Source organism: Yoonia sediminilitoris (genome assembly GCF_003058085.1).
Classification (GTDB): domain Bacteria; phylum Pseudomonadota; class Alphaproteobacteria; order Rhodobacterales; family Rhodobacteraceae; genus Yoonia; species Yoonia sediminilitoris.
This window is the reverse complement of record NZ_QBUD01000002.1, coordinates 520,266-541,234: the sequence shown is the minus strand read 5'-3', so window position 1 is coordinate 541,234 and position 20,969 is coordinate 520,266. Positions and strand designations below refer to the sequence as shown.

Sequence of the window (20,969 nt, the reverse complement as noted above, 5' to 3'; positions counted from 1 at the left end):
TAACCCGGTCTTGATCAGCGTGTTTTGCAGGTCTGGATTCCAAGGATGCGGTAAAGCGGACAGAACCGCATTGTAGAGGTGGCAAGCATCACAATACCCACTCCAACTGAAAGAACTGTTGCAGTTGTACTGTCAAAAACCGCGAGCCCACTGACAAATGGCAATGCAAGCAATACGATTCCTAGAATCAGGCGGAAAATGCGGTCGATTGTTCCAACATTTGCAGTCATAGCGACGTCTCCTTTTTTTAAAGCTGTATCTTGAATAGCCCTTTACGCGCGGCACGTCGGTGACATTGTCACCAAGGCGCGGGAGATGCGGCAAATTCTATTGAAGCGGGTTAGCTGTTGTGGTCGGCAAGCCGGGCAAGCTGTGTGCGATCCAGCAATGTCACACTGCCGCGGCTTTGTTCGATCCAGCCCCGGCGCTGAAATTCCTGAAGCTGGCGCGAGATGACTTCGCGCGCTGTGCCCAGTTCGACCGACAGCTTTTGATGCGTGGTGGCGATCGTGTCCTTGTCGGCGGCCAGTTCGATCAGCTTGTCGGCAAGCCGCACGTCAAGCCGCTGAAAGGCAACTTCGTCGATCATCAGGAAAAGATCGGTAATGCGTTTGGAAAAAGCTGCAAACACAAAATTGCGGAACGATTTGGACTTCGCCACCAGATCATCAAACACATCTCGGGGCACCGCGGCCGCTTGCACGGCTGTTTCGGTGATCCCTTCGGCCGAGTAGTTTTCATAGGCCAGCAGGCAAGCCGTGGTCAGCACACAGCTTTGCCCGGCATGGATACGGTAAAGCACAATTTCGTGGCCGGTGTCCGATACCTGCTGCACCCGCACCGTCCCATCCAGAAGAAACAACATATTCTCGGGCGAATTTCCGGGGCCGAAAATCGTGGTGCCGCCGGGGACGTTGATCACCGTGCTGCGCGTCAAAAGAAGCTGCTTGACCGGTTCTTCCAGTCGCGACAAGCCGGGAAAGCGGTCAACCCACTCAGTTTCCATGCTCATGATCCGGCCCTATCCTTGCGGGGCAATTCCAATGGCGCAATCCGTTCCATCAACTGGCCCCTGTTGGCTGCAATATCCGCAATCGTCAGATCATCAAGCACCGCCATGAAAGCCGCCATAGCTTCCTGCATTTTCCGCGAGAGTACACAGATACCCATCAATGGGCAGGTGTTCTTTTCGGGGTTGAAACATTCGACAACATCCAGTGGCCCTTCGGTCACGCGGATCACATCGCCCACGATGATGTCCTCTGCCGGCCGCGCAAGCCGAAAGCCGCCGCCGCGCCCGCGGACTGTTTCTAGATACCCCGCGCGCCCGAGCTCATACACGATCTTTGTGATGTGCGGGCGCGACAGGTTGTGAATACGCGCCACGTCATCGATCCGGACGAGGTCAGGAGATTTCAGCGCAGCAAGCTGCAAAGAGCGCATGGCGTAGTTGGAATAGCTGGTCAGCTTCAAGGTGCATCCTGTTCTTACCGTAAAGATAGTTTTGAAATAATGCTTTTGCAAACATAACCAGTTTAGGGTCAGGACCCATTTATCCTGCATCTATCGTATTGACGACGATCAATCCCGCGACTGCTGAGCCGTTTATGATGCGAAATCAGGAATCCAGAAAAGGAGGCATAGATGAAAATCTCGAAAGCAATGCATGAGCACGCCGATTGGGTCAGCGCCGACACGTCGGTGAGTGATATCGCAAACCTGATGGAGAAAGATGATATCGGCGCCGTCCCCGTCGGCAAGGACGATAAATTGATTGGCATGATTACGGATCGCGACATCGCTCTCAGGGTTGTCGCCGCTGGTCGTGACCCGAAAACAACCACCGCAAAGGACGTGATGACGGAGGGGATTGTCTATTGCCGGACCAACGAAACCGTCGAAGACGCCATTCACCTGATGGATCAGAAGAAAATTCGCCGGCTTCCGGTACTTGACGACAATAAACGTTTGGTTGGGATGCTCAGCCTTGGCGACGTTGCACATTCGGTCGGCCGCGATCTATCGGGCGAGTTGCTGCACGCGGTCGCTGATCATCACGCATAGCCAAAAAAGAAGGTGGGCCTGACGACGTGCAGTCAGTCGACCACTACCATCGTTTCCCTGTAACTGAACTTGCTCATCCAAGGAGGAATTCGAGATGATGCAACATTTTTTGAAATTAGTCGCCGTAAGTGGCGTTTTATTACTGCCCGGCTGTGAAAACCTCACGAGTGAACAGCGCACGGTTGTCGGTGTCACCGCCGGTGCGGCAGCGGGGCTGATAACCGCTGATATGCTCAAGGCGGATGATGACTGGAAATTGATAGCCGCGCTTGTCGGTGCGGCAGCAGGTACAATTGTCGCGCAGAACAACGCAACCCAAACCTGCGCCTACGCACGCGGAGACGGGACATACTACACCGCACCCTGTCCTTGATTTGGCAATCATCTGACGAACGACGCGGGCTTTTACCCTGGGGTGTTATGGGCTGTCGAAAACTCACCCCAAACCCTTAATTATAGGAATAATTCGAGTGGTTTATACAGTTCGGGCGGGCCAAGGCCCGCCCAAACCATGATCATCTTAGGCGACCAGATCGAAGCGATCCGCGTTCATCACCTTTGTCCAGGCTGCAACGAAATCTCGCACAAACTTTGCTTCGTTATCGTCTTGTGCATAGACCTCGGCAAAGGCCCGCAGGATCGAGTTTGACCCGAAAACAAGGTCGGCCCGTGTAGCGGTGTACTTGACCTCGCCGGTTGTGCGGTCCTGCAACTGGTAGGTGCCGTCATCTTCAACCGGAACCCACTTGTAGTCCATATCGGTGATCGTCTGGAAGAAGTCGGTCGTCAGTTGGCCTTCGCGCTGGGTAAAGACACCATGCTTGGAGCCACCATAGTTGACGCCAAGCATCCGCAGTCCGCCCACCAGCGCTGTCATTTCTGCACCAGTCAGGCCCAGCAGTTGTGCCCGGTCAAGCAACAGCTCTTCGGCTGGGGTATCGAAGTTTTGCTTTTCCCAGTTGCGGAAACCGTCCGCGACCGGTTCCAGCACAGAGAAGCTGTCAGCGTCGGTTTGCGCGTCAGTCGCATCACCACGGCCCGGTGCAAAGGGTACAGGTACGCTTTGGCCCGCAGCCTTGATTGCCTGCTCAACACCGACGTTACCCGCCAGAACGATGACGTCGGCAACAGATGCGCCCGCATCGGCAGCGATAGGCTCCAGGATACCAAGCACTTTGGCCAGACGCTCCGGCTCATTGCCTGCCCAGTCCTTTTGCGGTGCAAGACGAATACGGGCACCATTGGCCCCGCCCCGCATATCCGAGCCGCGATAGGTCCGCGCACTATCCCACGCAGTGGCGATCATCTCGGCAGCACTCAGGCCGCTGTCCGCGATTTTCGCTTTGACCGCGTCAACGTCGTAGTCGGTGGAACCTGCGGGCACCGGATCTTGCCAGATCAGATCTTCCTGAGGGACAAACGGACCGTAGTAGTTGGCTTTGGGGCCCATGTCGCGGTGCGTCAGCTTGAACCACGCCTTGGCAAAGGTTTCGGACAGGTAATCGGGGTCCTTGTGGAACTTTTCGCAGATTTCGCGATAGATCGGATCAACCTTCATCGCCATGTCAGCGTCGGTCATCAGCGGGTTATGCTTGATCGACGGATCGGTTGCATCAGGCACTTTGTCCTCTTCAGCGATGTCGATCGGCTCCCACTGCCACGCGCCAGCACGGGATTTGACTGCCTCCCATTCGTATTTGAACAGCAGGTTCAGATACCCGTTGTCCCACTTGGTCGGGTTCGTTGTCCATGCCCCTTCAAGGCCAGAGGTGTGAGCTGTGTTCGCCTTGCCGTTAAAGCCCGGATCGCTCCAGCCGAAGCCTGCGTTCACGATATCGGCGCCCGCAGGTGCAGGGCCCACTTCGTCAGGGGCAAGGCCGCCGTGGCATTTGCCAACAGTATGGCCACCCACGGTCAAGGCGGCGGTTTCCACATCGTCCATTGCCATCCGTGCAAAGGTCATGCGCACATATTTGGCTGTTTCTGCAGGGTCGGGATTGCCGTTCACGCCTTCGGGGTTCACATAGATCAGGCCCATGTGTGACGCCGCCAGCGGATTGTACATTGACGTCGCATCTTCAACGTCGGTGACCCGCTCGTTGGTGGGGGCAAGGATTTCACTGTCGTTGCCCCAGTTGATGTCAATCTCGGGACCCCAGATGTCCTTGCGGCCAAAGGCAAAGCCATAGGTTTTCAGACCCATGTTGGAATAGGCCACGGTGCCTGCAAGCACCAGAAGGTCAGCCCATGACAGGGCGTTGCCATATTTTTTCTTGACCGGCCACAGAATGCGCCGCGCCTTATCAAGGCTGGCATTATCGGGCCAGGAGTTGAGCGGCTCAAAGCGGATATTGCCGGTGCCAGCGCCGCCACGACCGTCACCCAGACGATAGGACCCGGCCGCGTGCCATGACAAACGAATAAACAGACCGCCGTAGTGCCCCCAGTCCGCAGGCCACCAAACCTGGCTATCGGTCAAAAGCTTGTCTACCTCATCCCAGACGCCCTGAAAATCGAGTGTTTTCACCGCGTCACGATGATTATAGTCAGGGTCCATCGGGTTTGCGCGGGCGTCATGCTGATGCAGAATGTCGACGTTGAGCGTTTTGGGCCACCACTTGGTCGGATGGTTGCCGATTTCCGTGTTGCCGCCATGCATGACCGGGCAACCGCCCTTCATTACGTTATTTCCGTCCATAATTTGCTCCATGTCTGATGACGCTGCGATGATTCAGCAGCTTAGAACCATTCTAACTCGCCGAAATCATTAATCCCAATTGATTCTTCTAACTGATGCGATAACTTATTCTTATGATTGGTCTTACTCTCAAACACCTGCGTTATTTCGATGCCCTGGCCCGCCATGCCCATTTCGGACATGCCGCTGAATCCTGTGGCATCTCCCAACCTGCCCTGTCGGTGCAGATCAAGGAGTTGGAGGCGATATTGGGCGCAGCACTTGTAGAGCGCAATGCGCGACGGGTACGTCTCACCAGTCTGGGCACCGCCTTTCTGGAGCGTTCGCGCAAGATCCTCGTGCAGGTTGGCGAATTGAAGGACCTTGCCCGCTCGGCGACGGGGCCGCTGGCGGGGCAGTTGCGGCTCGGCGTCATTCCGACGGTGGCACCGTATCTTTTGCCGCAGATCATGACCACACTGGCGACGCGGATGCCCGATCTTGAGCTCTATCCCCGCGAGTCAGTTACAAAATCGCTGATTGACGACCTGATCGATTCGCAACTGGATGCCGCAATTGTGGCGCTCCCGATCTCGGAGCCCGCACTACAGGAATTTGCCCTTTTCAACGAGGATTTTGTATTGGTACGCCCGATGAGTGAGGCAGACAAACCCGTACCAAGCCCGCAGATGCTACAACACATGCGCCTTTTGTTGCTGGAAGAAGGGCATTGCTTTCGTGATCAGGCCCTGAGCTTTTGCGAAGTTTCGACTGCCAAGCCACGCCATGTGATGGAGGGCAGTTCACTTTCAACACTGGTTCAGATGGTGGGGGCCGGGATGGGGCTGACGCTCATACCCGAAATGGCATTGCCACTTGAAATCCGGGTTGCACCCGTCTCTGTCGCGCGTTTTCCACCGCCAAGCCCCGCGCGCAGCATCGGTATGGTCTGGCGCAAGACGAACCCTTTGGCCGAAAAGTTGATGGAGGTCGGAGCCGTTGTGCGTCAAGTGGGCAGCAAGGGTAATCCCCCTAAAATTAGTGGTGTTCAAAAGTAGAATTTTCCCGGCGAGATATCCGGACAGATTTACGATGAAGAACGGACGAATGAGAGTCTCCGATTTCTAACCTGAGAGATATTCGGCAGCCTTAAGATCGTTCGAGCACTTTTCGGGGAGTAGCGTTTGCAGATTTCCGCGAGTACGCCAAAAAGCCAGTGAATGTACCTGCTCCAATGCGCCGCAGGTGAAAGCTTCAAGCGCAAAGCCGCCGCTAGGTTGAGACCCTTTCAGGAATATGAGCGATCATCCGATGGATAACCGAGCACCTTCATCAGTTCTTCTTCGACTTCAGGGGACAAAGGCAATGCGCCCAAAGTCGAGCGACCTGCACGACGATTGCTCCTATGGCTGACTTGACCCTCTGGAAAGCAAATAGGGCCGACATTCATCGACCTTGCAGCAACACTCAGATTTGTGCAGCGTGGGTCGTCCGCACACCAAGCCGTACCGTCATACACCGTATCGGCAGATGATCATCTCTACACTGCTTTCAACGATCTTTTCCATTTCCGCGGCTGTGACGATTGCCGCGCCAAAGACCACGGGCCAAAATGCCTTTCCTTTTATCAGTGCGATGAACTCCTCGGCTGCCACTTTCGGATCTTCAATTTCGAGCACGCCATCGGCATCTGCTTCGCGCAACATCGTTTCAAACGCAGCCTGAAAGTCGGTTTTTTCCTCATTTTCTCCAACAAGCTCCGGGCTGCGCAAAACCTCGCTCATCACCAGTCGGGTCATGGCCATGACGTCGGGATTTGTCAGCAGCGCGCCCTCTGCCCGTCCAAGTGCTGTCAACTGATCGCGAATATCCCGGTCTTTGTCGTACACAACGTCCAGGCTTGCCGCGAAGCGCCCCCAATGCCTGCATAGCAATTCCTGAAAGAGTTTCTCTTTGCTTTCATAGTATTTATAGACGGTGCGCTTTGACACTCCGGCGCGCGCGGAAATGCGGTCCATGCTTGCATCGCTGAACCCCTTTTCCTGAAACTCGACAACAGCTGCCTGATAAATCTGTTCGCGCTTTTGTGCGCTCGCCTGCGGTCGCAGCTCCATGTGTTTATCCCGTTAATTCAGCCCCGTATTTTGAGGTAAACGCTTGGGTTTACACTTGTCAAATCGCTGTTATGGTAAACTTATTAGTTTACATCAATCCAGAATAGCAAAATCAGGAGATCTGACATGAGTCTTGTACTGAAGTTGAATGGCACCGAGCACACCGTTGAGGCAGAGCCGGGGACGCCCCTTCTGTGGGTCATCCGTGACGAACTCAAGATGACTGGCACCAAATTTGGTTGTGGCGTCGCCTCTTGCGGGGCTTGCACCGTACATGTGGACGGACAACCGATGCGGTCCTGTCAGACCTATATCGAAGACGTCGAAGGTGCAGAAATTACCACGATTGAAGCGATTGCCGAGACCAAGGCAGGTGCCGCCATACAGCAGGCGTGGGAAGAGTTGGATGTCGTGCAATGCGGCTACTGCCAATCCGGGCAGATCATGTCAGCAGTGGGCCTGTTGACCCAGAACCCAAAGCCAAATGTGGAAGAAATTGAGGACTATATGGACGGCAATGCCTGCCGTTGTGCAACCTATCAACGGATTCGTGCCGGTATTCAGCGCGCTTCCGAAATCATGGAGGGCTGATTGATGACACTCAATACATCACGTCGTGGGTTTCTCAAAGGAGCGGCCGCCGCAGGTGCCGTGCTGGTCGTTGGCCTTCGTCCGGACGGCGCGCTTGCCGTCGGCAACGCAGCCGCGCAGATAAACCCATTTGTAAAAGTCGGTTCCGATGGCCGTGTGATTGCCATCATCAAACACTTCGAAAAGGGGCAAGGTCCGGCCACTGGTCTATCTACCCTGATCGCCGAGGAACTGGGCGTGGGCATGGACCAGATAGACTATGAGTTTGCGCCGTCCAACCCCGCGCTTTACGCGAACCTCGCCTTTGGGCAGGTGCAGGGCACGGGCGGGTCAACCGCAATGGCCAACTCGTTCATGCAGTACCGCACGGCAGGTGCGGCGGCGCGTGCCGTGATCCTGAATGCCGCAGCAGAGGCGCTTGGCGCCGATGTCGGATCATTGGATATCGTGGACGGTATGGTGACTGGCGCAGGGCAAGCGGTGCCCCTTGGGGAATTCGTTGAGGCCGCCACCGGGTTGGAGGCACCAGCAGAGCCGACTTTGAAATCGCCGGAACAGTGGCGCCTGATCGGCAACCCCGATGTTCGGCGTCTGGACAGCAAGGTCAAGGGCAACGGCACGGCGATGTTTGCTATGGACGTACATCTGCCCAATCAGATGATCGCGATGTTGGCAAGGTCGCCACGCACCGGCGGGCTGGTCACCAGCTTTGACGATACCGCCGCGAAAGAGATCAAGGGTTTCATCCGCGCAGCCACCCTGCCCAACAATGCGGCTGTCGCAGTCTATGCCGAAAACACATGGGCCGCGATGCAGGCACGCGATGCGCTGACCGTTGAATGGGATATGTCGGCGGCTGAATCGCGTGACAGTGCACAAATCAAGGATGAAATCCTTGCCGCACTGGAAGGCGATGCAGAATACAATGTGCTGAAGAATGAGCCGGGCCCGATGGATCAGGCCGCGCAGGTGGTGGAGAAGACCTTTTACTTCCCCCTGCTGGCCCACGCCCCGATGGAACCGCTGAATTGCACGATCGAGGCGGATGACGATGGCGGCATCACGCTGCACGACGGCGCACAGATGCCAACGGGGCCACATATGGCGCTGGCTCAGATTTTTGAGCTGCCAATGGAGAAGGTGCGCATCAAGACAATGCTAGCTGGCGGTTCATTTGGCCGTCGTGCGACGCCAACAGCAGATTATCAGGTCGAGGCGGCTCTGGCCTTTGTCATCACCGACCGAAGCCGCCCCGTCAAACTGGTGTGGAGCCGCGAAGATGATATGCGCGGCGGATACTACCGCCCAGCATTTGGTCACAAGGTCAGGGTAGGGCTTTCTGCGGATGGAGAAATCGTCGCATGGGATCACCGGATCGCAGGGCAATCCATCATGAAAGGGACCGCATACGAGGCGTTCGTCGTACATGACGGGGTTGACCATTCCTCGGTCGAAGGGGTCGCCGATACGCCCTATACGATTCCGGGCTTCCACGTGGGGCTCACCGACACCAGGAAGGCGACCAGCACACTCTGGTGGCGGTCTGTCGGCCACACCCACACGGCCTATGCGATGGAAGTGATGATGGACATGGCTGCGCAGGCGGCTGGCCGCGACGCGGTTGAATTCCGGCTCGCCCATCTTGGCGACAGTGCGGACGCCAAACGCAAAGCTGCCGTGCTCACTCTGGCGGCCGAAAAGGCGAACTGGGGGAGCGCACCCGCAGGACGGACCCAAGGTATCGCTGTGCATAAATCCTTTGGCAGTTTCGTGGCGGAAGTCGTGGAAATCTCCGGCGACGCAGACTCTGGCGTGCAGATCGAGAAGGTCACGTGTGCCGTCGACTGTGGCATTGCGGTGAACCCTGACGTGATAAAGGCCCAGATCGAAGGCGCTGTCGGCTACGGGATCGGCCATGTCATGCGCGACGAAATCACGCTCACGGGGGGTATCGTCGACCAATATAACTTCCCCGACTACGAGCCGTTGCGGATGCGGGACATTCGCGCGATCGAGACGCACATCGTGCCATCCGCAGAAGCCCCAAGCGGCATCGGCGAGCCGGGCACGCCTCCATCGGCACCCGCGTTGGCAAACGCCATTGCGCAAACTGGCACAGTCGTCAGTGATCTGCCGATGATAAATGCAGGTGTCGCCTTCGCGTAACAGACGATGCACGCTGCCTTGGGCCCGGCCCGGCAGCGTGCATATACCCTGGCCGCTTTCAGCCTTTCATACCCCAACCCTCCCCTCTTGCGGGCCAGACAACCGGTCACCGTGCTGATGTTGCGAGACCCATCTGGTCAACCTCGAAAGGCCAACGCCTAAATCCGATGAAAACTGCGGCCCTGTTAAGCCGCTTTTTTATCGCCATCCGAAGTGCTTTCACGGCTGACTTGCCGCCAATCTTACGCACCGTATTTTAAGTTGTGCCTTTTGATGTAGAGCCTGACCTTCTAGTGTGATCGTAAAGTTAGGAAAGCCGCTATGGATACAACATCGCCACCAACTGCACCGGATGGTGACATGACCGCGGTTGCGCAATGGGTGGCAGATGTCTTGCGTGACCGCATTATCAAAGGCGTCCTGCCTGCGGGTGCGCGGATCGTTGAACGTAAACTCTCGGCTGAACTGGATGTGTCGCGCACGCCAATCCGTGAAGCGTTGAAATTGCTGCACGCCGACAGCCTGATCGAGATTTCGCGGCACAAAGGCGCGCAGGTCAAAGCTTACTCCGCAGAACAAGCACTGGAATTGTTCGACGTGATCGCTTCGCTCGAAAGCCTCGCTGCGGAACGTCTGGCAGAGTCAATCACACCAGAACAGCTGGAAGCGATCGAATCCTTGCACGCAGAAATGCTAGCCTTTCACGGGGCTGGCAAATCCGATGACTACTTTGACGTGAATTCCCAAATTCACGACACGATCCTCGCTTATTGCGGAAACCCTATCCTGCAACAGGTACACACCAAGTTGATGGCACGGGCGCGACGCGGACGGTTCATGGCTATCATGGACCCGGATCGCCTTCGCACGGCCGTCGAAGAGCATGAAGCCTTGATGACTGCGCTACGTAATCGCGACCCAAAGGCCGCCTGTGAGGTCTGGCGCCAGCACCTGCTGAGTACAGGCCGCAGCGTGACCGATGTTTTGCGCAGTCAAGGATTAGGCTGAGGCCCGCTGCCAAAGGCCTTTGGCGACAGTCTGGGCCTCTTGAATGACGGTTTCCATATCGACGCGCGTTGGTCGGCGGTCCCGTACCAACCATTCACCAGCGACCATGACGTCGGTTACATTGGACGCTGATCCTGAATGCACAACGATGCCAAAGCCATCGATCACAGGTCTGAGGTTAGCCGCATTCGGGTCCAGCAAGATCAGGTCGGCGGACGATCCGACTGAGAGCGTCCCGGTCCCCTGATGGCCTTTTAGCGCGCGTGCTGCATCGACAGTGCCCCAGCCAAAAACTGTCTTTGCGTCCAGAACGAATGCCATATCCGCGCGCCAGCGTGCCGAAGAGATCGCAGTCCGCATGGCCTCGAACATGTCAGCGGATTTGGTATCGGTACAAAGTGTGATTGTGGCCCCGGCATCATGCAGCGCCAATATAGGGGCCGCCGCCCCGAAGGCCGCATTTCCGATAGGCGCGTGGTTGATGACCACACCGGCCTGTCCCACGCGGCGAATATCGTCGGGTTCCAGAAAGATGCAGTGGGCCGCCACAAGATCAGTAGAGAGCAGGCCAACGTCTTCCAGCAGTTCCGCTGGCGACAGACCGTCGCGTGCCATGACCTGCGCAACCTCCATCTTCGATTGCGCAAGATGTGTATGGACCTGTTTGCCGGTCTTGGCCGACAGCTCTGCAAAGCTTTGCAGCATCTGTCTGGAACAGGTGTCAGGCGCATGTGGCGCCAGAATCGTGCTGATGCGGTCGTTGCCCTTGGCATCCCATGTGTCAATCAGGTCCAGCGCCGCGCCCAAAGTTTCCTCGCCCAATTTTGGATCATGCACAAACTGACCGTTGGCCAAGGCGGCCGTATCCGCATCCATGACCCTCCCGCCAATCATGGCGCGTAGGCCAAATGCGTCGGCGGCACGGGCAAGCGCGTCCGGCATCCGGTAATAGTCCACAATTGTCGTCGCCCCGGCGCAAAGCATTTCCATCACGCCAAGCCGCGCGAGGATGTGTGTCTCTTCCGCCGAGAGCCAATGCCCCTGCGGGACACCGGGTGTGTAGGCAGGAGCAAACCCCAAGTCTTCGACCATCCCGCGCACGCTCATCAGTGGCGAGTGATTGTGCGTGTTGATCAGACCCGGCAGACACAAAGCCCCCTTGCAGTCGATCACAGTCTCACCCGGCAGCGGCGCGGCACCGCGCGCCGTGATCACACCATCCGAAATCGTCAGCGATCCATGCGGAACGAATCCCTCTTGCGGGCACAGCAAGGCTACGTTTCTCAAATGGCATGCCATTTTAGTTTTCATTCTGCCTACTCCTTGAGCGCCTTCGCTGAAAAACTGCGGTCAATCCGGTCTGATGTGAAGAAAAGCTTAAAAATAAGCCTTGCTCATCGCTATCCATCACAATTTTCGTCATCTGTGTCAAATGGCATGCCATTTAATCCGCCAGAAGAGCGGCCCTAACCTGACAGAGGATGACAAGATAATGACCTATAAGACTGCGCGGGCTCTGACCCGTAGGACACTTCTGAAAACGTCGGCGATGGCGACAGTGGGAACGCTCGCCGCGCCATCTATTTTGCGTGCGCAATCCAGCGAGCTGGTTATCGGCTGCGCCGGTTCGCACACCGCATGGATGGAAACCATCGTCGCGCCCCACATGAAAGAGACCATCGGCGCAGACATCCTTTTCGAAGGCACGAAATCATCCGTGAACCTCGAGAAGATGTCCTCGAACAAAGACGCACCCTACCTTTCTGTCGTGCAAATGGATGACCCGGTGATGATTCAGGCTGTTGAAGCCGATCTATTGACACCGATCACGCCGGACGCTGTGCCGAACATGACCGACCTGCGCACTGACGCCACCCATATGGACGGGATGTGGTGCAATTATGTGCAGCCGTGGGCAGGCATCGCCTATAACACCGACAAGACCGATGGCGTCGCCTCATGGTCCGCGCTCTGGGAGCCGGCCAACGCGGGCCAGATCATCATCCCGTCTTTGCAGAACACCGAAGGCATGTGGACATTGATGTCTGCGGCCATGCTGGGATCAGGCCTGCCCTTTTCCGAAGCGCAATACGAGATCGACGCGGCCTTTGCCAAGCTGGAAGAACTCAAACCCAATCTGCTGACCGTCTATTCCACCATGAGCCAAGCGTTCAACCTGTTGGAACAGGGCGAAATTTCCATGCTTTCCGGCAACTTCTCTTCCTACACACTGCCCCGCAAGGCCGAAGGTGTGCCTGTTGATCTGGCGGCACCAGCGGAAGGTATCTTTGCGATGCCATCGGGCATCTGTCTGGTCAAAGGCGGGCCAAACCCCGAATTGGCGCAGGCTTATGTCAACGAAATGCTGGGGCCTGTGATGCAAGCGGCAATCGCTGATTTCGCATCGTCAGTGCCTGCAAATACAACCGTCACTGCGGGTGCAGTCGTACCGGAGGGCGTGCAGATCTATGCGCCAGACTGGGCGTTCGTTGCGTCAAACAGGGCCGAATGGATCGATCGTTTCGACAAGCTGATGGCGCTCTAGACACATGCAAGGCCAAGCCAGTCACTTGCCCCCGAACGAACATCGGTATCTGGATGTCATCGGCGTCGCCAAATCCTTCAAAGGCGCGGCAATCATGGATCAGATGAACTTTCGGGTGGCCAAGGGCGAGCTGGTCTCGCTTCTTGGGCCTTCGGGCTGTGGCAAGACGACCTTGCTGCGGATTATCGCAGGGCTGTTACAGGCTGATACTGGCGATATCGTGTTGGGCGGCCGCAATCTGTCGTCTCTTCCGGCGCACAAGCGCAATATTTCCGTTGTTTTCCAGAACTACGCCCTGTTTCCACATCTGACTGTTGCCGAAAACGTGGCCTTTGGCCTGCGCGCGCGCGGCACCTCCAAGGCGGACGCTGCCAGACCCGTCGCAGACGCGCTGGCCCTTGTCCGCATGGATGCTTTTGCGGATCGTCCGGTCTCTGCACTTTCAGGTGGCCAACAACAGCGCGTTGCAGTGGCGCGGGCACTTGTTGTGTCACCGGACCTTTTGTTGCTGGATGAGCCCTTTTCAGCGCTGGACCGCAAATTGCGCGAGACCATGCAGATCGAATTGAAGGCTCTGTTGCGCAACCGGGGCATCACCGCAATTTTTGTGACCCACGATCAGGACGAGGCCATGGGTGTCTCGGACCGGATTGCTGTGATGAACAAAGGCAAGATCGAACAATTCGCTGAACCATCCACACTTTATGCACAGCCAGCATCGCCATTTGTGATGGATTTTGTGGGGCTCTCGACGCGTCTGTCCGGTCGCGTGACCGAACAGGCGGGCGGCATTGCAACTGTCACCACCAATGTCGGGCCCGTGCGGGCAAGGTCCGGCTTGGCGGCGGGCACCCCCGTGCTTCTGGGGGTCCGGCCCGAGTTGATCACGCCCGATCCAACGGCCGAGATGAACCAGATCAGCGTACAATTGGACGATGTGATGACGCTCGGTTCAAAGACCGTGTTACACGGGGCCACGACCGACGATGACAATTTCCTCTGCGAACTTTCCGGCATCCGGACAGATTACAAGCGCGGCCAGACAGTAACATGGGGCTGGGCGGTCGACGACACGCTCATCCATGCGGTGCCGGCATGATCATGCGGTTGGATCGCATCGGATTGCTGGCCGTACCGGGGCTTGCATTTCTGGCGGTGATCTATGCGCTTCCGCTGGTGTTACTGCTTTTCAAAAGCGTGCAGGGCGTCGATGGTCTGACACTTATTACCTACATTGATTTCTTTGGGGATGAATTCAATCAGGTCGTCTTGTGGCGGACTTTGCGTGTGGCGCTTTTGACCACGTTGCTTGCGCTGGCCATTGCCTATCCGACGGCCTTTGCCATGGCGCGGGCCAAAGGCATCTGGCTGAACGTATTTCTGGTGGCGCTGGTGCTGCCGATGTCGCTGGGTGTGATCGTCAAGGCCTTTGCATGGTCGATCCTGTTCCGGTCGAACGGCTTTCTCAATACCAGCCTGCAAAGCCTTGGCATAACGGACGAGCCCATTCGGATGCTGTTCACCGAAACCGCACTGATTATCGGGGCGGCAAATGTGTTCCTGCCCTTCATGGTGTTGCCGATCTATACCGTGGTCCGCCAGCTTAACCGCAACCTGCCGGAAGCCGCGTCATCGCTGGGCGCCACACCATGGTTTCGGTTCACGCGGGTGACACTGCCGTTGACATTGCCCGGTGTCGTGGCCGGGTCCGCCTTTACCTTTTCGCTTGCGATCTCGATGTATGTGATCCCTTCTTTGATCGTCGGGGAACGGCAGCAGACATTGTCGATGCTGATCGCCCGCTCGTTCCTCTACCTGAGGAACGAACCACTTGGGTCGACGATCTCGGCGGTTCTTTTGGCAATCGCGATCTTTGTAGTCCTGTTCTCGAGTTGGCTCGCCGGTCGATTGGGGGCACGCAAATGACCCAGACAGATCGCATAACCCTTGGCTTTGCCTGGGTCATTGGCATCGGCTGTATCATTTTCCTGATGTTGCCGATCGTCATTACTGTGGCCACGTCCTTCACTTCATCCTCTGTCTACACATTGCCACCGCCGGAATGGTCGCTGCGTTGGTACCGCTCGATTGAGCGGCGGAGCGGGCTGTGGGAGGCGGTGCAACTCTCGCTCAATCTTGCGCTGATTTCGACCATGATTTCGATGGTTCTGGGCACGATGGCGGCCATCGCCGTGTCGCGTGGGGACTTTCGCGGGAAAGACGCGATTGCGACGTTCACCGTTTCGCCCCTGATGATGCCCGGCCTTGTTGTTGGCGTGGCGATGCTGCAATTCTTTCGCGAGATTGGCCTGCGCGATGCCTATTGGTCGCTCCTTCTTGCGCATGTGGTGATCACACTGCCTTTCGTGATGCGAACCTTGCTGGCGGCGATGGAGGCGTTTGATTTTTCGTTGGTTGATGCGGCCCGGACATTGGGTCTCAGCTACCCGCGCGCGATCCTGAAGGTGCTCATCCCCGGCCTCGCGCCCGCATATCTGACCGGAGGGCTTTTTGCCTTTCTGGCGTCGATGGACAACTATCCAATTTCGATCTTTCTGACCGACGCCCGCAACAAGACCCTGCCGATCAAGATGCTGCAATATCTTGAGGAACAGCCGGACCCTTCGCTTGCGGCGATGTCGTCAGGTCTGATCCTGATGGCAATTGTCGTCCTTATGGTGGCCTCGCGCACCGTCGGGCTGAACAGGATGATCGACACATGACCGAGCGACGCGATTTCAAAGGGTACTTTGGCGCCGAGCCTGCACCCAATTGGCCAAATGATGCACGACTGGCCGTGTCCATTGTCGTGAATGTAGAGGAAGGCGCGGAGCTGTCCATCGCAGATGGCGACGAACGCAATGAAAGAACTTATGAAATCCGTGAAGAGGTGATTGGCCATCCAGATCCCTGCATGGAAACCCATTTCACCTATGGCACCCGTCAGGGCTATGGGCGCATCGCTGATACCTTCGACAGGTTCGGCGCCAAGGCCACCTTTTCCACTTGCGGGCGAGCAGCGGAAAGGTCGCCCTGGTTGTTGCAGGATGCCGTGGCGCGCGGGCACGAAGTGTCCTGCCATGGCTGGCGCTGGGAACGACAGGCCGAGATGGCCCGCACCGACGAAGCCGTAATGATCGCCCGCACACACAGCGCCATTGAAAGGGCCTGTGGCGCAGCTCCGGTTGGTTGGCACACACGCTCTGCCCCGTCGGTAAATACCCGTGAATTGCTGCTGGAACATGGTGGTTTCGCATATGACAGCGACGCCTATGACGACGACATACCCCGGATGCATAACGCCAACCACGTCATCCTGCCCTACGCGTTCGACACCAACGACATGCGGTTTTCGCCGGGCGGCGGCTTTGTCCAGCACCGGGATTTTTCAGACTATGTGATCGGCGCTTTCGATCGGCTCTATGCCGAGGGCGCACGGGCTGCGCGTATGATGTCGATCGGGTTGCATCTGCGCCTTATCGGCCGGGCGGGGCGGATCAAAGGGCTTGAGGATGTGCTTGCCCATATCACAGACAGGCCAAATGTCTGGATTGCCCAAAGGCGCGAAATCGCCGCCCATTGGAAGGGCCTTGCCACATGACCCTGTCCGCCGCCCGCAACATTGCTGCCGATGTGCAAATCCAAGCGAAACCAGCCATCGCCGCGGCACTGGTCGTGACGGCCCGTGTCGGCCGACAACGCATCGCCGACCACGCATTGCTGGCCACCGCCCGACCCTTTGAAACCACTCTTCACACTGCTGACCTGACAGGGAACAGAATAAAGGCAATGCAATGAAAATACTGCTCCTGAACCCCAACACAACGCAGGCCATGACCGACAACATGGCACAGATCGCCCGCGCCGCTGTGGGCGACCGCGCCGAGATCATCCCTGTCACGGCGACACGCGGTTTTCCCTACATCGCAAGCCGGGCCGAGGCCCAGATCGCAGGGGCACTGGTGCTGGAAATGATCGCGGAACATGCAGATACCGTCGATGCGGTCGTCATCGCGGCCTTTGGCGATCCGGGGCTTGCCGGGGCCAGAGACCTGTTCGATTTGCCCATCGTCGGCATGGCCGAAGCCTCTGTCATGACCGCCGCGATGCTGGGTGACAGCTTTGTGGTTGTCACATTCTCACCCCTTATGAAACGCTGGTACGACGAATGCGTGCACTCCACCGGCATGGGCAACCGATTCAAGGGCGTCCGTTCGCCCGAAAAAGCGCCCGAACAATTGTTGGATGTGCAAACCGATCTGCGCAGCGATCTGATCGCACTTGCAACTGCTGCGGCAACCCGCGGTCATGCGGATGTTGTCATTCTTGGTGGCGCACCGCTGGCGGGGTTGGCCACACAGGTTGCGGCGGAGGTGCCCGCCATCGTCGTTGATCCGATCACGTCAGCCGTCCTGCAAGCAGTCACACTCATCCAGATGACGGCCACTGCCACCGACGCGCCACGCTTCACGAAACCCGCGCCGAAGCGATCAGTCGGACTGAGCCCGCCGCTGGCGATCGCCATCAACCACGGAGGGACGCAAGGTGAGCCATGACCTGATCATCAAAGGGGGCCGGGTAGTCACTGGCGCCGAAGTTGTAAACTGCGATATCGGTATCCGCGCGGGGCGCATCGCCACGCTGGGGCACGACCTTGGCGACGCGACAGAGGTGATTGACGCCACCGGCCTGATCGCACTGCCCGGTGGCATCGACAGTCATGTGCATATCGCGCAGCCCTCTGGTCCCGGCATTGAGATGGCCGATGATTTTGCCAGCGCCACACGGTCGGCCGCCTGCGGGGGCAACACCACGGTGATGCCATTTTGCCTGCCAGAGGACGGCGCGACATTGCGGCAGGCGGTGAACGCCTACCACGCCAAGGCCAACGGCCAGTGCCATATCGACGTATCCTTTCATTTGATCATCAAAGACACCGACAGCCAGACACTCGGGCAGGACCTGCCCGCGCTGTTTGAAGCGGGCTACACCAGCTTCAAAGTCTTCATGACCTACGCCGGGCTCGCTCTCTCTGACCGGGAAATCCTCGACGTCATGGACGTGGCCAAAGCACACAACGCCATGGTCATGGTTCATGCGGAAAATGAAGACGCCATCGAGTTTCTGCGCGACAAGGCCGAAGAGGCAGGCAACACAGGCCCGGTAAACCATGCCCGCACGCGCCCTGTCCCCGCCGAACGCGAGGCAACGCACCGCGCGATTTCATTGGCAGAAATTGCAGGCGTTCCATTGACGATCGTGCATGTCTCGAACGGGCCGGCCCTTGAAGAAATCACACGCGCCCGCCGTCGTGGCGCAAAGGTTTTTGCCGAAACCTGCCCGCAATATATCACGCTGACCGCAGATGATCTGGACCGCGCGGGATTTGAGGGGGCAAAATATGTCTGCTCCCCGCCGCCCCGCGACACAGCCGAACAAACCGCAATCTGGGCGGGACTGGAGCAGGGCGATTTTGACCTCTTCTCGTCCGATCACTGCCCTTTTCGCTTTGCAGACACCGCCGGCAAAGACGCCCCCGGCGCGCGCGCGACCTTCCGCAACATTCCCAATGGCATCCCCGGTGTCGAAACACGGCTTCCGATCCTGTTCTCCGAAGGGGTCATGAAAGGTCGGATCACGCTCCCCCGCTTTGCCGCGATCACTGCGACAAACCACGCCCGGCTTTACGGGCTGGCCCCGCGCAAGGGCGCGATTGCTGTGGGTGCCGATGCGGATATCACGCTGTGGGACCCAACCCTGACCAAGCCGATCCGGCAAGCCGATTTGCATCACGGTTCCGACTATACGCCGTGGGAAGGTTTCAACGTCACAGGCTGGCCTGTGCGCACCCTGTTGCGCGGTAAAACCGTCGCCAAGGAAGGCGAAATCGTTGGTGCTGCCACAGGCGACTATCTGTCCCGATCAGCGCCGGAATTCCTGTTATGACCACTTTTGAACGCCTCACAGGCAAGCGCGTCGGCATGTTGACACCGTCATCCAACACGGTGCTTGAACCCTACACCTCTGCGATGTTCGCGCCCTTCGGAGACGCGGCCTCAGCGCACTTCGGGCGGTTCAGGGTCGTTGAAATCTCCATGTCGGACGCCAGCCAGGGCCAGTTTACAGACGCCCCCATTCTGGAGGCGGCCAAGTCTCTGGCCGAGGCAGAAGTTGACCTGATCGCATGGAACGGCACCTCGGCCAGTTGGCTGGGGCTCGAGAAAGATCGCGCCTTATGTGCCATGATCACGGCCGAGACCGGGATCAAGACGACCTCTACCAGCCTCGCTTATGACCGGCTGTTTGCAGGGATCGGGCTGAAAACGCTGGGGCTTGTGACCCCCTACCTGAGTGAAGTGCAAGAGCGGATTATCACCCAATACGCGACACAAGGGATCGCGGTGACAGCCGATGCCCGGCTTGAGGAAAAGGTCAACCACGCCTTTGGCACCTACTCAACCGCGCAGATCGCCAAGATGATCCGCGATGTCGCCCAAAGCAGACCCGACGCCATTTCGATTCTTTGCACCAATTTCCGGGGCGCGCCCCATGCCGCTGCCCTCGAGGCCGAAATCGGAATTCCGGTTTTTGATTCCGTATCGGTCACAGCAGCGCACTGCATGTGTGAATTGGGGCTTGATCCCACCCGCGTGACGGAATGGGGGTCCGTCTTTCAACGCTTCGCCCAGCTTCCCCAACCTTCCCAACAGAGAGAGAAACCATGAAAATTTCAAATCTACTCAGTACAATCGCCCTGCTGTCGCTTGCCATACCCGCCAGCGCCGAAACCACGATGCGGGTGATGGGCCAACCGGCTGCAACCGGGCTTATCCAAAACAACGTAGAAGGTCCGTTCTTTGCCGATTTCGCCAAAAGCACCGGACTGGATATCACGGCAGAGTTTCAGCCTGCCGACGTAACCGGCATCAAAGACACAGAGCAACTGCGCGTGCTGAAAAGTGGGCTGTTCGATATTATTTCGCTGCGCCTGAGCCAGGTTTCGCGTGATGAACCGACCATTCTGGGCCTTGATCTTGTTGGGCTGAACCCTGACTACGAAAGCGGCAAGGAAAGCGTTGCGGCCTTCGAATCCGTTGTCGATGCGCGGCTGCAAGACCAGTTCAACACAAAGCTGCTGGGTGTCTGGCCCTTTGGACCGCAGGTCTTGTTCTGCAAGCCCGAGATATCGTCGCTTGCCGATCTTAACGGGCTGAAGGTGCGCGTCTACGACCAAAACCTTGCCAATTTCATCTCGTTGGTCGGTGGCACCCCGGTACCGCTCTCCTTTGGCGACGTCCAACAATCCTTGGCACGTGGTGTGGTTGATTGCGCGATCACCGGGCCATCCTCGGCCAACTCCGCAGGCTGGCCCGAGGTCACGTCCTACATGATGCCGATCGCGTTTCAGATGGCGATGAACGGCTATGGCATGAACCTTGACAAATGGAATGCACTGTCAGCCGAAGATCAGGAAAAGATGCAGGCGGCGTTTGACACGCTGGTTGATGATATCTGGGAATATTCCGAAGAGCTGTTTCTGGATGCGGTGCAATGTAACGTGGGCCAGCAGCCATGCGAAACAGGTACGCTTTATGACCTGACACTGGTCGAAGTGACCGATGCCGACAAGGCCCTTATCAGCACAGCCGTGACAGATGTATCCTTCCCGGCATGGAAAGAAATCTGCGACGCGACAAACCCGGACTGTTCCACATCGTGGATGGAAACCGTTGGCGTCGCCAAAGACTTCTAAGTGCTTGACGGGGGCGGTTCGGACCGCCCCCTCTCTTCCTCAGTCATGGGA

22 protein-coding genes are annotated in these 20,969 nt (G+C 57.6%); 16 read left to right on the top strand and 6 right to left on the bottom strand.

Annotated elements, in window-relative coordinates:
- Positions 1-14 precede the first annotated feature (14 nt).
- The 3 genes from C8N45_RS07490 to C8N45_RS07480 form a co-directional block, all read right to left on the bottom strand.
- Positions 15-230, bottom strand: coding sequence for a YgaP family membrane protein (locus C8N45_RS07490; protein ID WP_108385586.1), 216 nt, complete (start codon positions 228-230; stop codon positions 15-17).
- A gap of 110 nt (positions 231-340) precedes the next feature.
- Positions 341-1,012: a Crp/Fnr family transcriptional regulator gene (locus C8N45_RS07485; protein ID WP_108385585.1), complete on the bottom strand. Its 672-nt coding sequence runs from the start codon at positions 1,010-1,012 to the stop codon at positions 341-343.
- A complete protein-coding gene (locus C8N45_RS07480; RefSeq protein ID WP_108385584.1) occupies positions 1,009-1,473 on the bottom strand; it encodes an RrF2 family transcriptional regulator in 465 nt (154 codons plus the stop codon). The genes C8N45_RS07485 and C8N45_RS07480 overlap by 4 nt, the downstream gene beginning before the upstream one ends.
- Positions 1,474-1,644: 171 nt before the next feature.
- On the opposite strand from C8N45_RS07480, the gene C8N45_RS07475 reads away from it, so the two are divergent.
- Both C8N45_RS07475 and C8N45_RS07470 read left to right on the top strand, forming a co-directional pair.
- Positions 1,645-2,064, top strand: coding sequence for a CBS domain-containing protein (locus C8N45_RS07475; RefSeq protein WP_108385583.1), 420 nt, complete (start codon positions 1,645-1,647; stop codon positions 2,062-2,064).
- Between the two features lie 97 nt (positions 2,065-2,161).
- Entirely contained in the window at positions 2,162-2,437 is a 276-nt protein-coding gene (locus tag C8N45_RS07470; RefSeq protein ID WP_375342463.1) for a YMGG-like glycine zipper-containing protein, read from the top strand.
- Between the two features lie 147 nt (positions 2,438-2,584).
- Here C8N45_RS07470 and katG read toward each other — a convergent pair whose 3' ends face one another.
- A complete protein-coding gene (katG, locus tag C8N45_RS07465) occupies positions 2,585-4,762 on the bottom strand; it encodes a catalase/peroxidase HPI (protein ID WP_108385773.1) in 2,178 nt (725 codons plus the stop codon).
- A gap of 113 nt (positions 4,763-4,875) precedes the next feature.
- Here katG and C8N45_RS07460 point away from each other — a divergent pair, with 113 nt between their 5' ends.
- A complete protein-coding gene (locus C8N45_RS07460) occupies positions 4,876-5,799 on the top strand; it encodes a hydrogen peroxide-inducible genes activator (RefSeq protein ID WP_108385581.1) in 924 nt (307 codons plus the stop codon).
- A 453-nt stretch (positions 5,800-6,252) separates the two neighbouring features.
- Here the strand turns inward: C8N45_RS07460 and C8N45_RS07455 are convergent, their stop codons facing one another.
- Positions 6,253-6,855 (bottom strand): TetR/AcrR family transcriptional regulator, encoded by a 603-nt coding sequence (locus tag C8N45_RS07455; protein ID WP_108385580.1) that lies wholly within the window; start codon positions 6,853-6,855, stop codon positions 6,253-6,255.
- A 126-nt stretch (positions 6,856-6,981) separates the two neighbouring features.
- Here C8N45_RS07455 and C8N45_RS07450 point away from each other — a divergent pair, with 126 nt between their 5' ends.
- The 3 genes from C8N45_RS07450 to C8N45_RS07440 all read left to right on the top strand — a co-directional run bounded on the left by C8N45_RS07450 (position 6,982) and on the right by C8N45_RS07440 (position 10,620).
- The gene (locus C8N45_RS07450; RefSeq protein ID WP_108385579.1) at positions 6,982-7,446 is read left to right on the top strand and encodes a (2Fe-2S)-binding protein; all 465 of its coding nucleotides are present in this window, start codon (positions 6,982-6,984) and stop codon (positions 7,444-7,446) included.
- A 3-nt stretch (positions 7,447-7,449) separates the two neighbouring features.
- Positions 7,450-9,612 carry a xanthine dehydrogenase family protein molybdopterin-binding subunit gene (locus tag C8N45_RS07445; protein WP_108385578.1) on the top strand — a complete coding sequence of 721 codons (2,163 nt, stop codon included), beginning with the start codon at positions 7,450-7,452 and terminating at the stop codon, positions 9,610-9,612.
- A 321-nt stretch (positions 9,613-9,933) separates the two neighbouring features.
- A complete protein-coding gene (locus tag C8N45_RS07440) occupies positions 9,934-10,620 on the top strand; it encodes a GntR family transcriptional regulator (RefSeq protein ID WP_108385577.1) in 687 nt (228 codons plus the stop codon).
- Here the strand turns inward: C8N45_RS07440 and C8N45_RS07435 are convergent.
- Entirely contained in the window at positions 10,612-11,931 is a 1,320-nt protein-coding gene (locus C8N45_RS07435) for an amidohydrolase family protein (protein ID WP_245882595.1), read from the bottom strand. The two genes, C8N45_RS07440 and C8N45_RS07435, sit on opposite strands and share 9 nt — an antisense overlap.
- A gap of 181 nt (positions 11,932-12,112) precedes the next feature.
- Between C8N45_RS07435 and C8N45_RS07430 the strand changes: the two genes are divergently transcribed.
- The 10 genes from C8N45_RS07430 to C8N45_RS07385 are packed head-to-tail and all read left to right on the top strand — an operon-like array spanning position 12,113 to position 20,918.
- On the top strand, positions 12,113-13,165 hold the full coding sequence (locus C8N45_RS07430; RefSeq protein ID WP_108385771.1) for an extracellular solute-binding protein: 1,053 nt from the start codon (positions 12,113-12,115) through the stop codon (positions 13,163-13,165).
- Between the two features lie 4 nt (positions 13,166-13,169).
- On the top strand, positions 13,170-14,264 hold the full coding sequence (locus C8N45_RS07425) for an ABC transporter ATP-binding protein (protein WP_108385576.1): 1,095 nt from the start codon (positions 13,170-13,172) through the stop codon (positions 14,262-14,264).
- On the top strand, positions 14,261-15,091 hold the full coding sequence (locus tag C8N45_RS07420; RefSeq protein ID WP_108385575.1) for an ABC transporter permease: 831 nt from the start codon (positions 14,261-14,263) through the stop codon (positions 15,089-15,091). The genes C8N45_RS07425 and C8N45_RS07420 overlap by 4 nt, the downstream gene beginning before the upstream one ends.
- Complete coding sequence (locus C8N45_RS07415) at positions 15,088-15,888, top strand: ABC transporter permease (protein ID WP_108385574.1); 801 nt, start codon at positions 15,088-15,090, stop codon at positions 15,886-15,888. Before C8N45_RS07420 ends, C8N45_RS07415 begins: the two co-directional genes overlap by 4 nt.
- Complete coding sequence (locus C8N45_RS07410; protein WP_108385573.1) at positions 15,885-16,766, top strand: polysaccharide deacetylase family protein; 882 nt, start codon at positions 15,885-15,887, stop codon at positions 16,764-16,766. Before C8N45_RS07415 ends, C8N45_RS07410 begins: the two co-directional genes overlap by 4 nt.
- Complete coding sequence (locus tag C8N45_RS07405; protein WP_108385572.1) at positions 16,763-16,963, top strand: hypothetical protein; 201 nt, start codon at positions 16,763-16,765, stop codon at positions 16,961-16,963. Before C8N45_RS07410 ends, C8N45_RS07405 begins: the two co-directional genes overlap by 4 nt.
- Entirely contained in the window at positions 16,960-17,721 is a 762-nt protein-coding gene (locus tag C8N45_RS07400) for an aspartate/glutamate racemase family protein (protein ID WP_108385571.1), read from the top strand. The genes C8N45_RS07405 and C8N45_RS07400 overlap by 4 nt, the downstream gene beginning before the upstream one ends.
- Positions 17,711-19,111 (top strand): dihydropyrimidinase, encoded by a 1,401-nt coding sequence (gene hydA / locus C8N45_RS07395; RefSeq protein WP_108385570.1) that lies wholly within the window; start codon positions 17,711-17,713, stop codon positions 19,109-19,111. The genes C8N45_RS07400 and hydA overlap by 11 nt, the downstream gene beginning before the upstream one ends.
- Positions 19,108-19,890, top strand: a complete 783-nt coding sequence (locus C8N45_RS07390; RefSeq protein ID WP_108385569.1) for a maleate cis-trans isomerase family protein — start codon at positions 19,108-19,110, stop codon at positions 19,888-19,890. Before hydA ends, C8N45_RS07390 begins: the two co-directional genes overlap by 4 nt.
- Positions 19,887-20,918: a TRAP transporter substrate-binding protein gene (locus tag C8N45_RS07385; protein ID WP_108385568.1), complete on the top strand. Its 1,032-nt coding sequence runs from the start codon at positions 19,887-19,889 to the stop codon at positions 20,916-20,918. Before C8N45_RS07390 ends, C8N45_RS07385 begins: the two co-directional genes overlap by 4 nt.
- Positions 20,919-20,969 lie beyond the last annotated feature (51 nt).

Bases quoted from the DNA above. Each gene is read 5' to 3' on its own strand.
- C8N45_RS07390 (WP_108385569.1), top strand. From the start codon at position 19,108: ATGACCACTTTTGAACGCCTCACAGGCAAGCGCGTCGGCATGTTGACA.
- C8N45_RS07455 (WP_108385580.1), bottom strand. From the start codon at position 6,855: ATGGAGCTGCGACCGCAGGCGAGCGCACAAAAGCGCGAACAGATTTAT.
- C8N45_RS07435 (WP_245882595.1), bottom strand. From the start codon at position 11,931: ATGAAAACTAAAATGGCATGCCATTTGAGAAACGTAGCCTTGCTGTGC.
- katG (WP_108385773.1), bottom strand. From the start codon at position 4,762: ATGGACGGAAATAACGTAATGAAGGGCGGTTGCCCGGTCATGCATGGC.
- C8N45_RS07425 (WP_108385576.1), top strand. From the start codon at position 13,170: ATGCAAGGCCAAGCCAGTCACTTGCCCCCGAACGAACATCGGTATCTG.
- C8N45_RS07385 (WP_108385568.1), top strand. From the start codon at position 19,887: ATGAAAATTTCAAATCTACTCAGTACAATCGCCCTGCTGTCGCTTGCC.
- C8N45_RS07450 (WP_108385579.1), top strand. From the start codon at position 6,982: ATGAGTCTTGTACTGAAGTTGAATGGCACCGAGCACACCGTTGAGGCA.
- C8N45_RS07470 (WP_375342463.1), top strand. From the start codon at position 2,162: ATGCAACATTTTTTGAAATTAGTCGCCGTAAGTGGCGTTTTATTACTG.
- C8N45_RS07475 (WP_108385583.1), top strand. From the start codon at position 1,645: ATGAAAATCTCGAAAGCAATGCATGAGCACGCCGATTGGGTCAGCGCC.
- C8N45_RS07430 (WP_108385771.1), top strand. From the start codon at position 12,113: ATGACCTATAAGACTGCGCGGGCTCTGACCCGTAGGACACTTCTGAAA.
- C8N45_RS07405 (WP_108385572.1), top strand. From the start codon at position 16,763: ATGACCCTGTCCGCCGCCCGCAACATTGCTGCCGATGTGCAAATCCAA.
- C8N45_RS07440 (WP_108385577.1), top strand. From the start codon at position 9,934: ATGGATACAACATCGCCACCAACTGCACCGGATGGTGACATGACCGCG.
- C8N45_RS07400 (WP_108385571.1), top strand. From the start codon at position 16,960: ATGAAAATACTGCTCCTGAACCCCAACACAACGCAGGCCATGACCGAC.
- C8N45_RS07485 (WP_108385585.1), bottom strand. From the start codon at position 1,012: ATGAGCATGGAAACTGAGTGGGTTGACCGCTTTCCCGGCTTGTCGCGA.
- C8N45_RS07410 (WP_108385573.1), top strand. From the start codon at position 15,885: ATGACCGAGCGACGCGATTTCAAAGGGTACTTTGGCGCCGAGCCTGCA.
- C8N45_RS07420 (WP_108385575.1), top strand. From the start codon at position 14,261: ATGATCATGCGGTTGGATCGCATCGGATTGCTGGCCGTACCGGGGCTT.
- C8N45_RS07415 (WP_108385574.1), top strand. From the start codon at position 15,088: ATGACCCAGACAGATCGCATAACCCTTGGCTTTGCCTGGGTCATTGGC.
- C8N45_RS07460 (WP_108385581.1), top strand. From the start codon at position 4,876: ATGATTGGTCTTACTCTCAAACACCTGCGTTATTTCGATGCCCTGGCC.
- C8N45_RS07445 (WP_108385578.1), top strand. From the start codon at position 7,450: ATGACACTCAATACATCACGTCGTGGGTTTCTCAAAGGAGCGGCCGCC.
- C8N45_RS07490 (WP_108385586.1), bottom strand. From the start codon at position 230: ATGACTGCAAATGTTGGAACAATCGACCGCATTTTCCGCCTGATTCTA.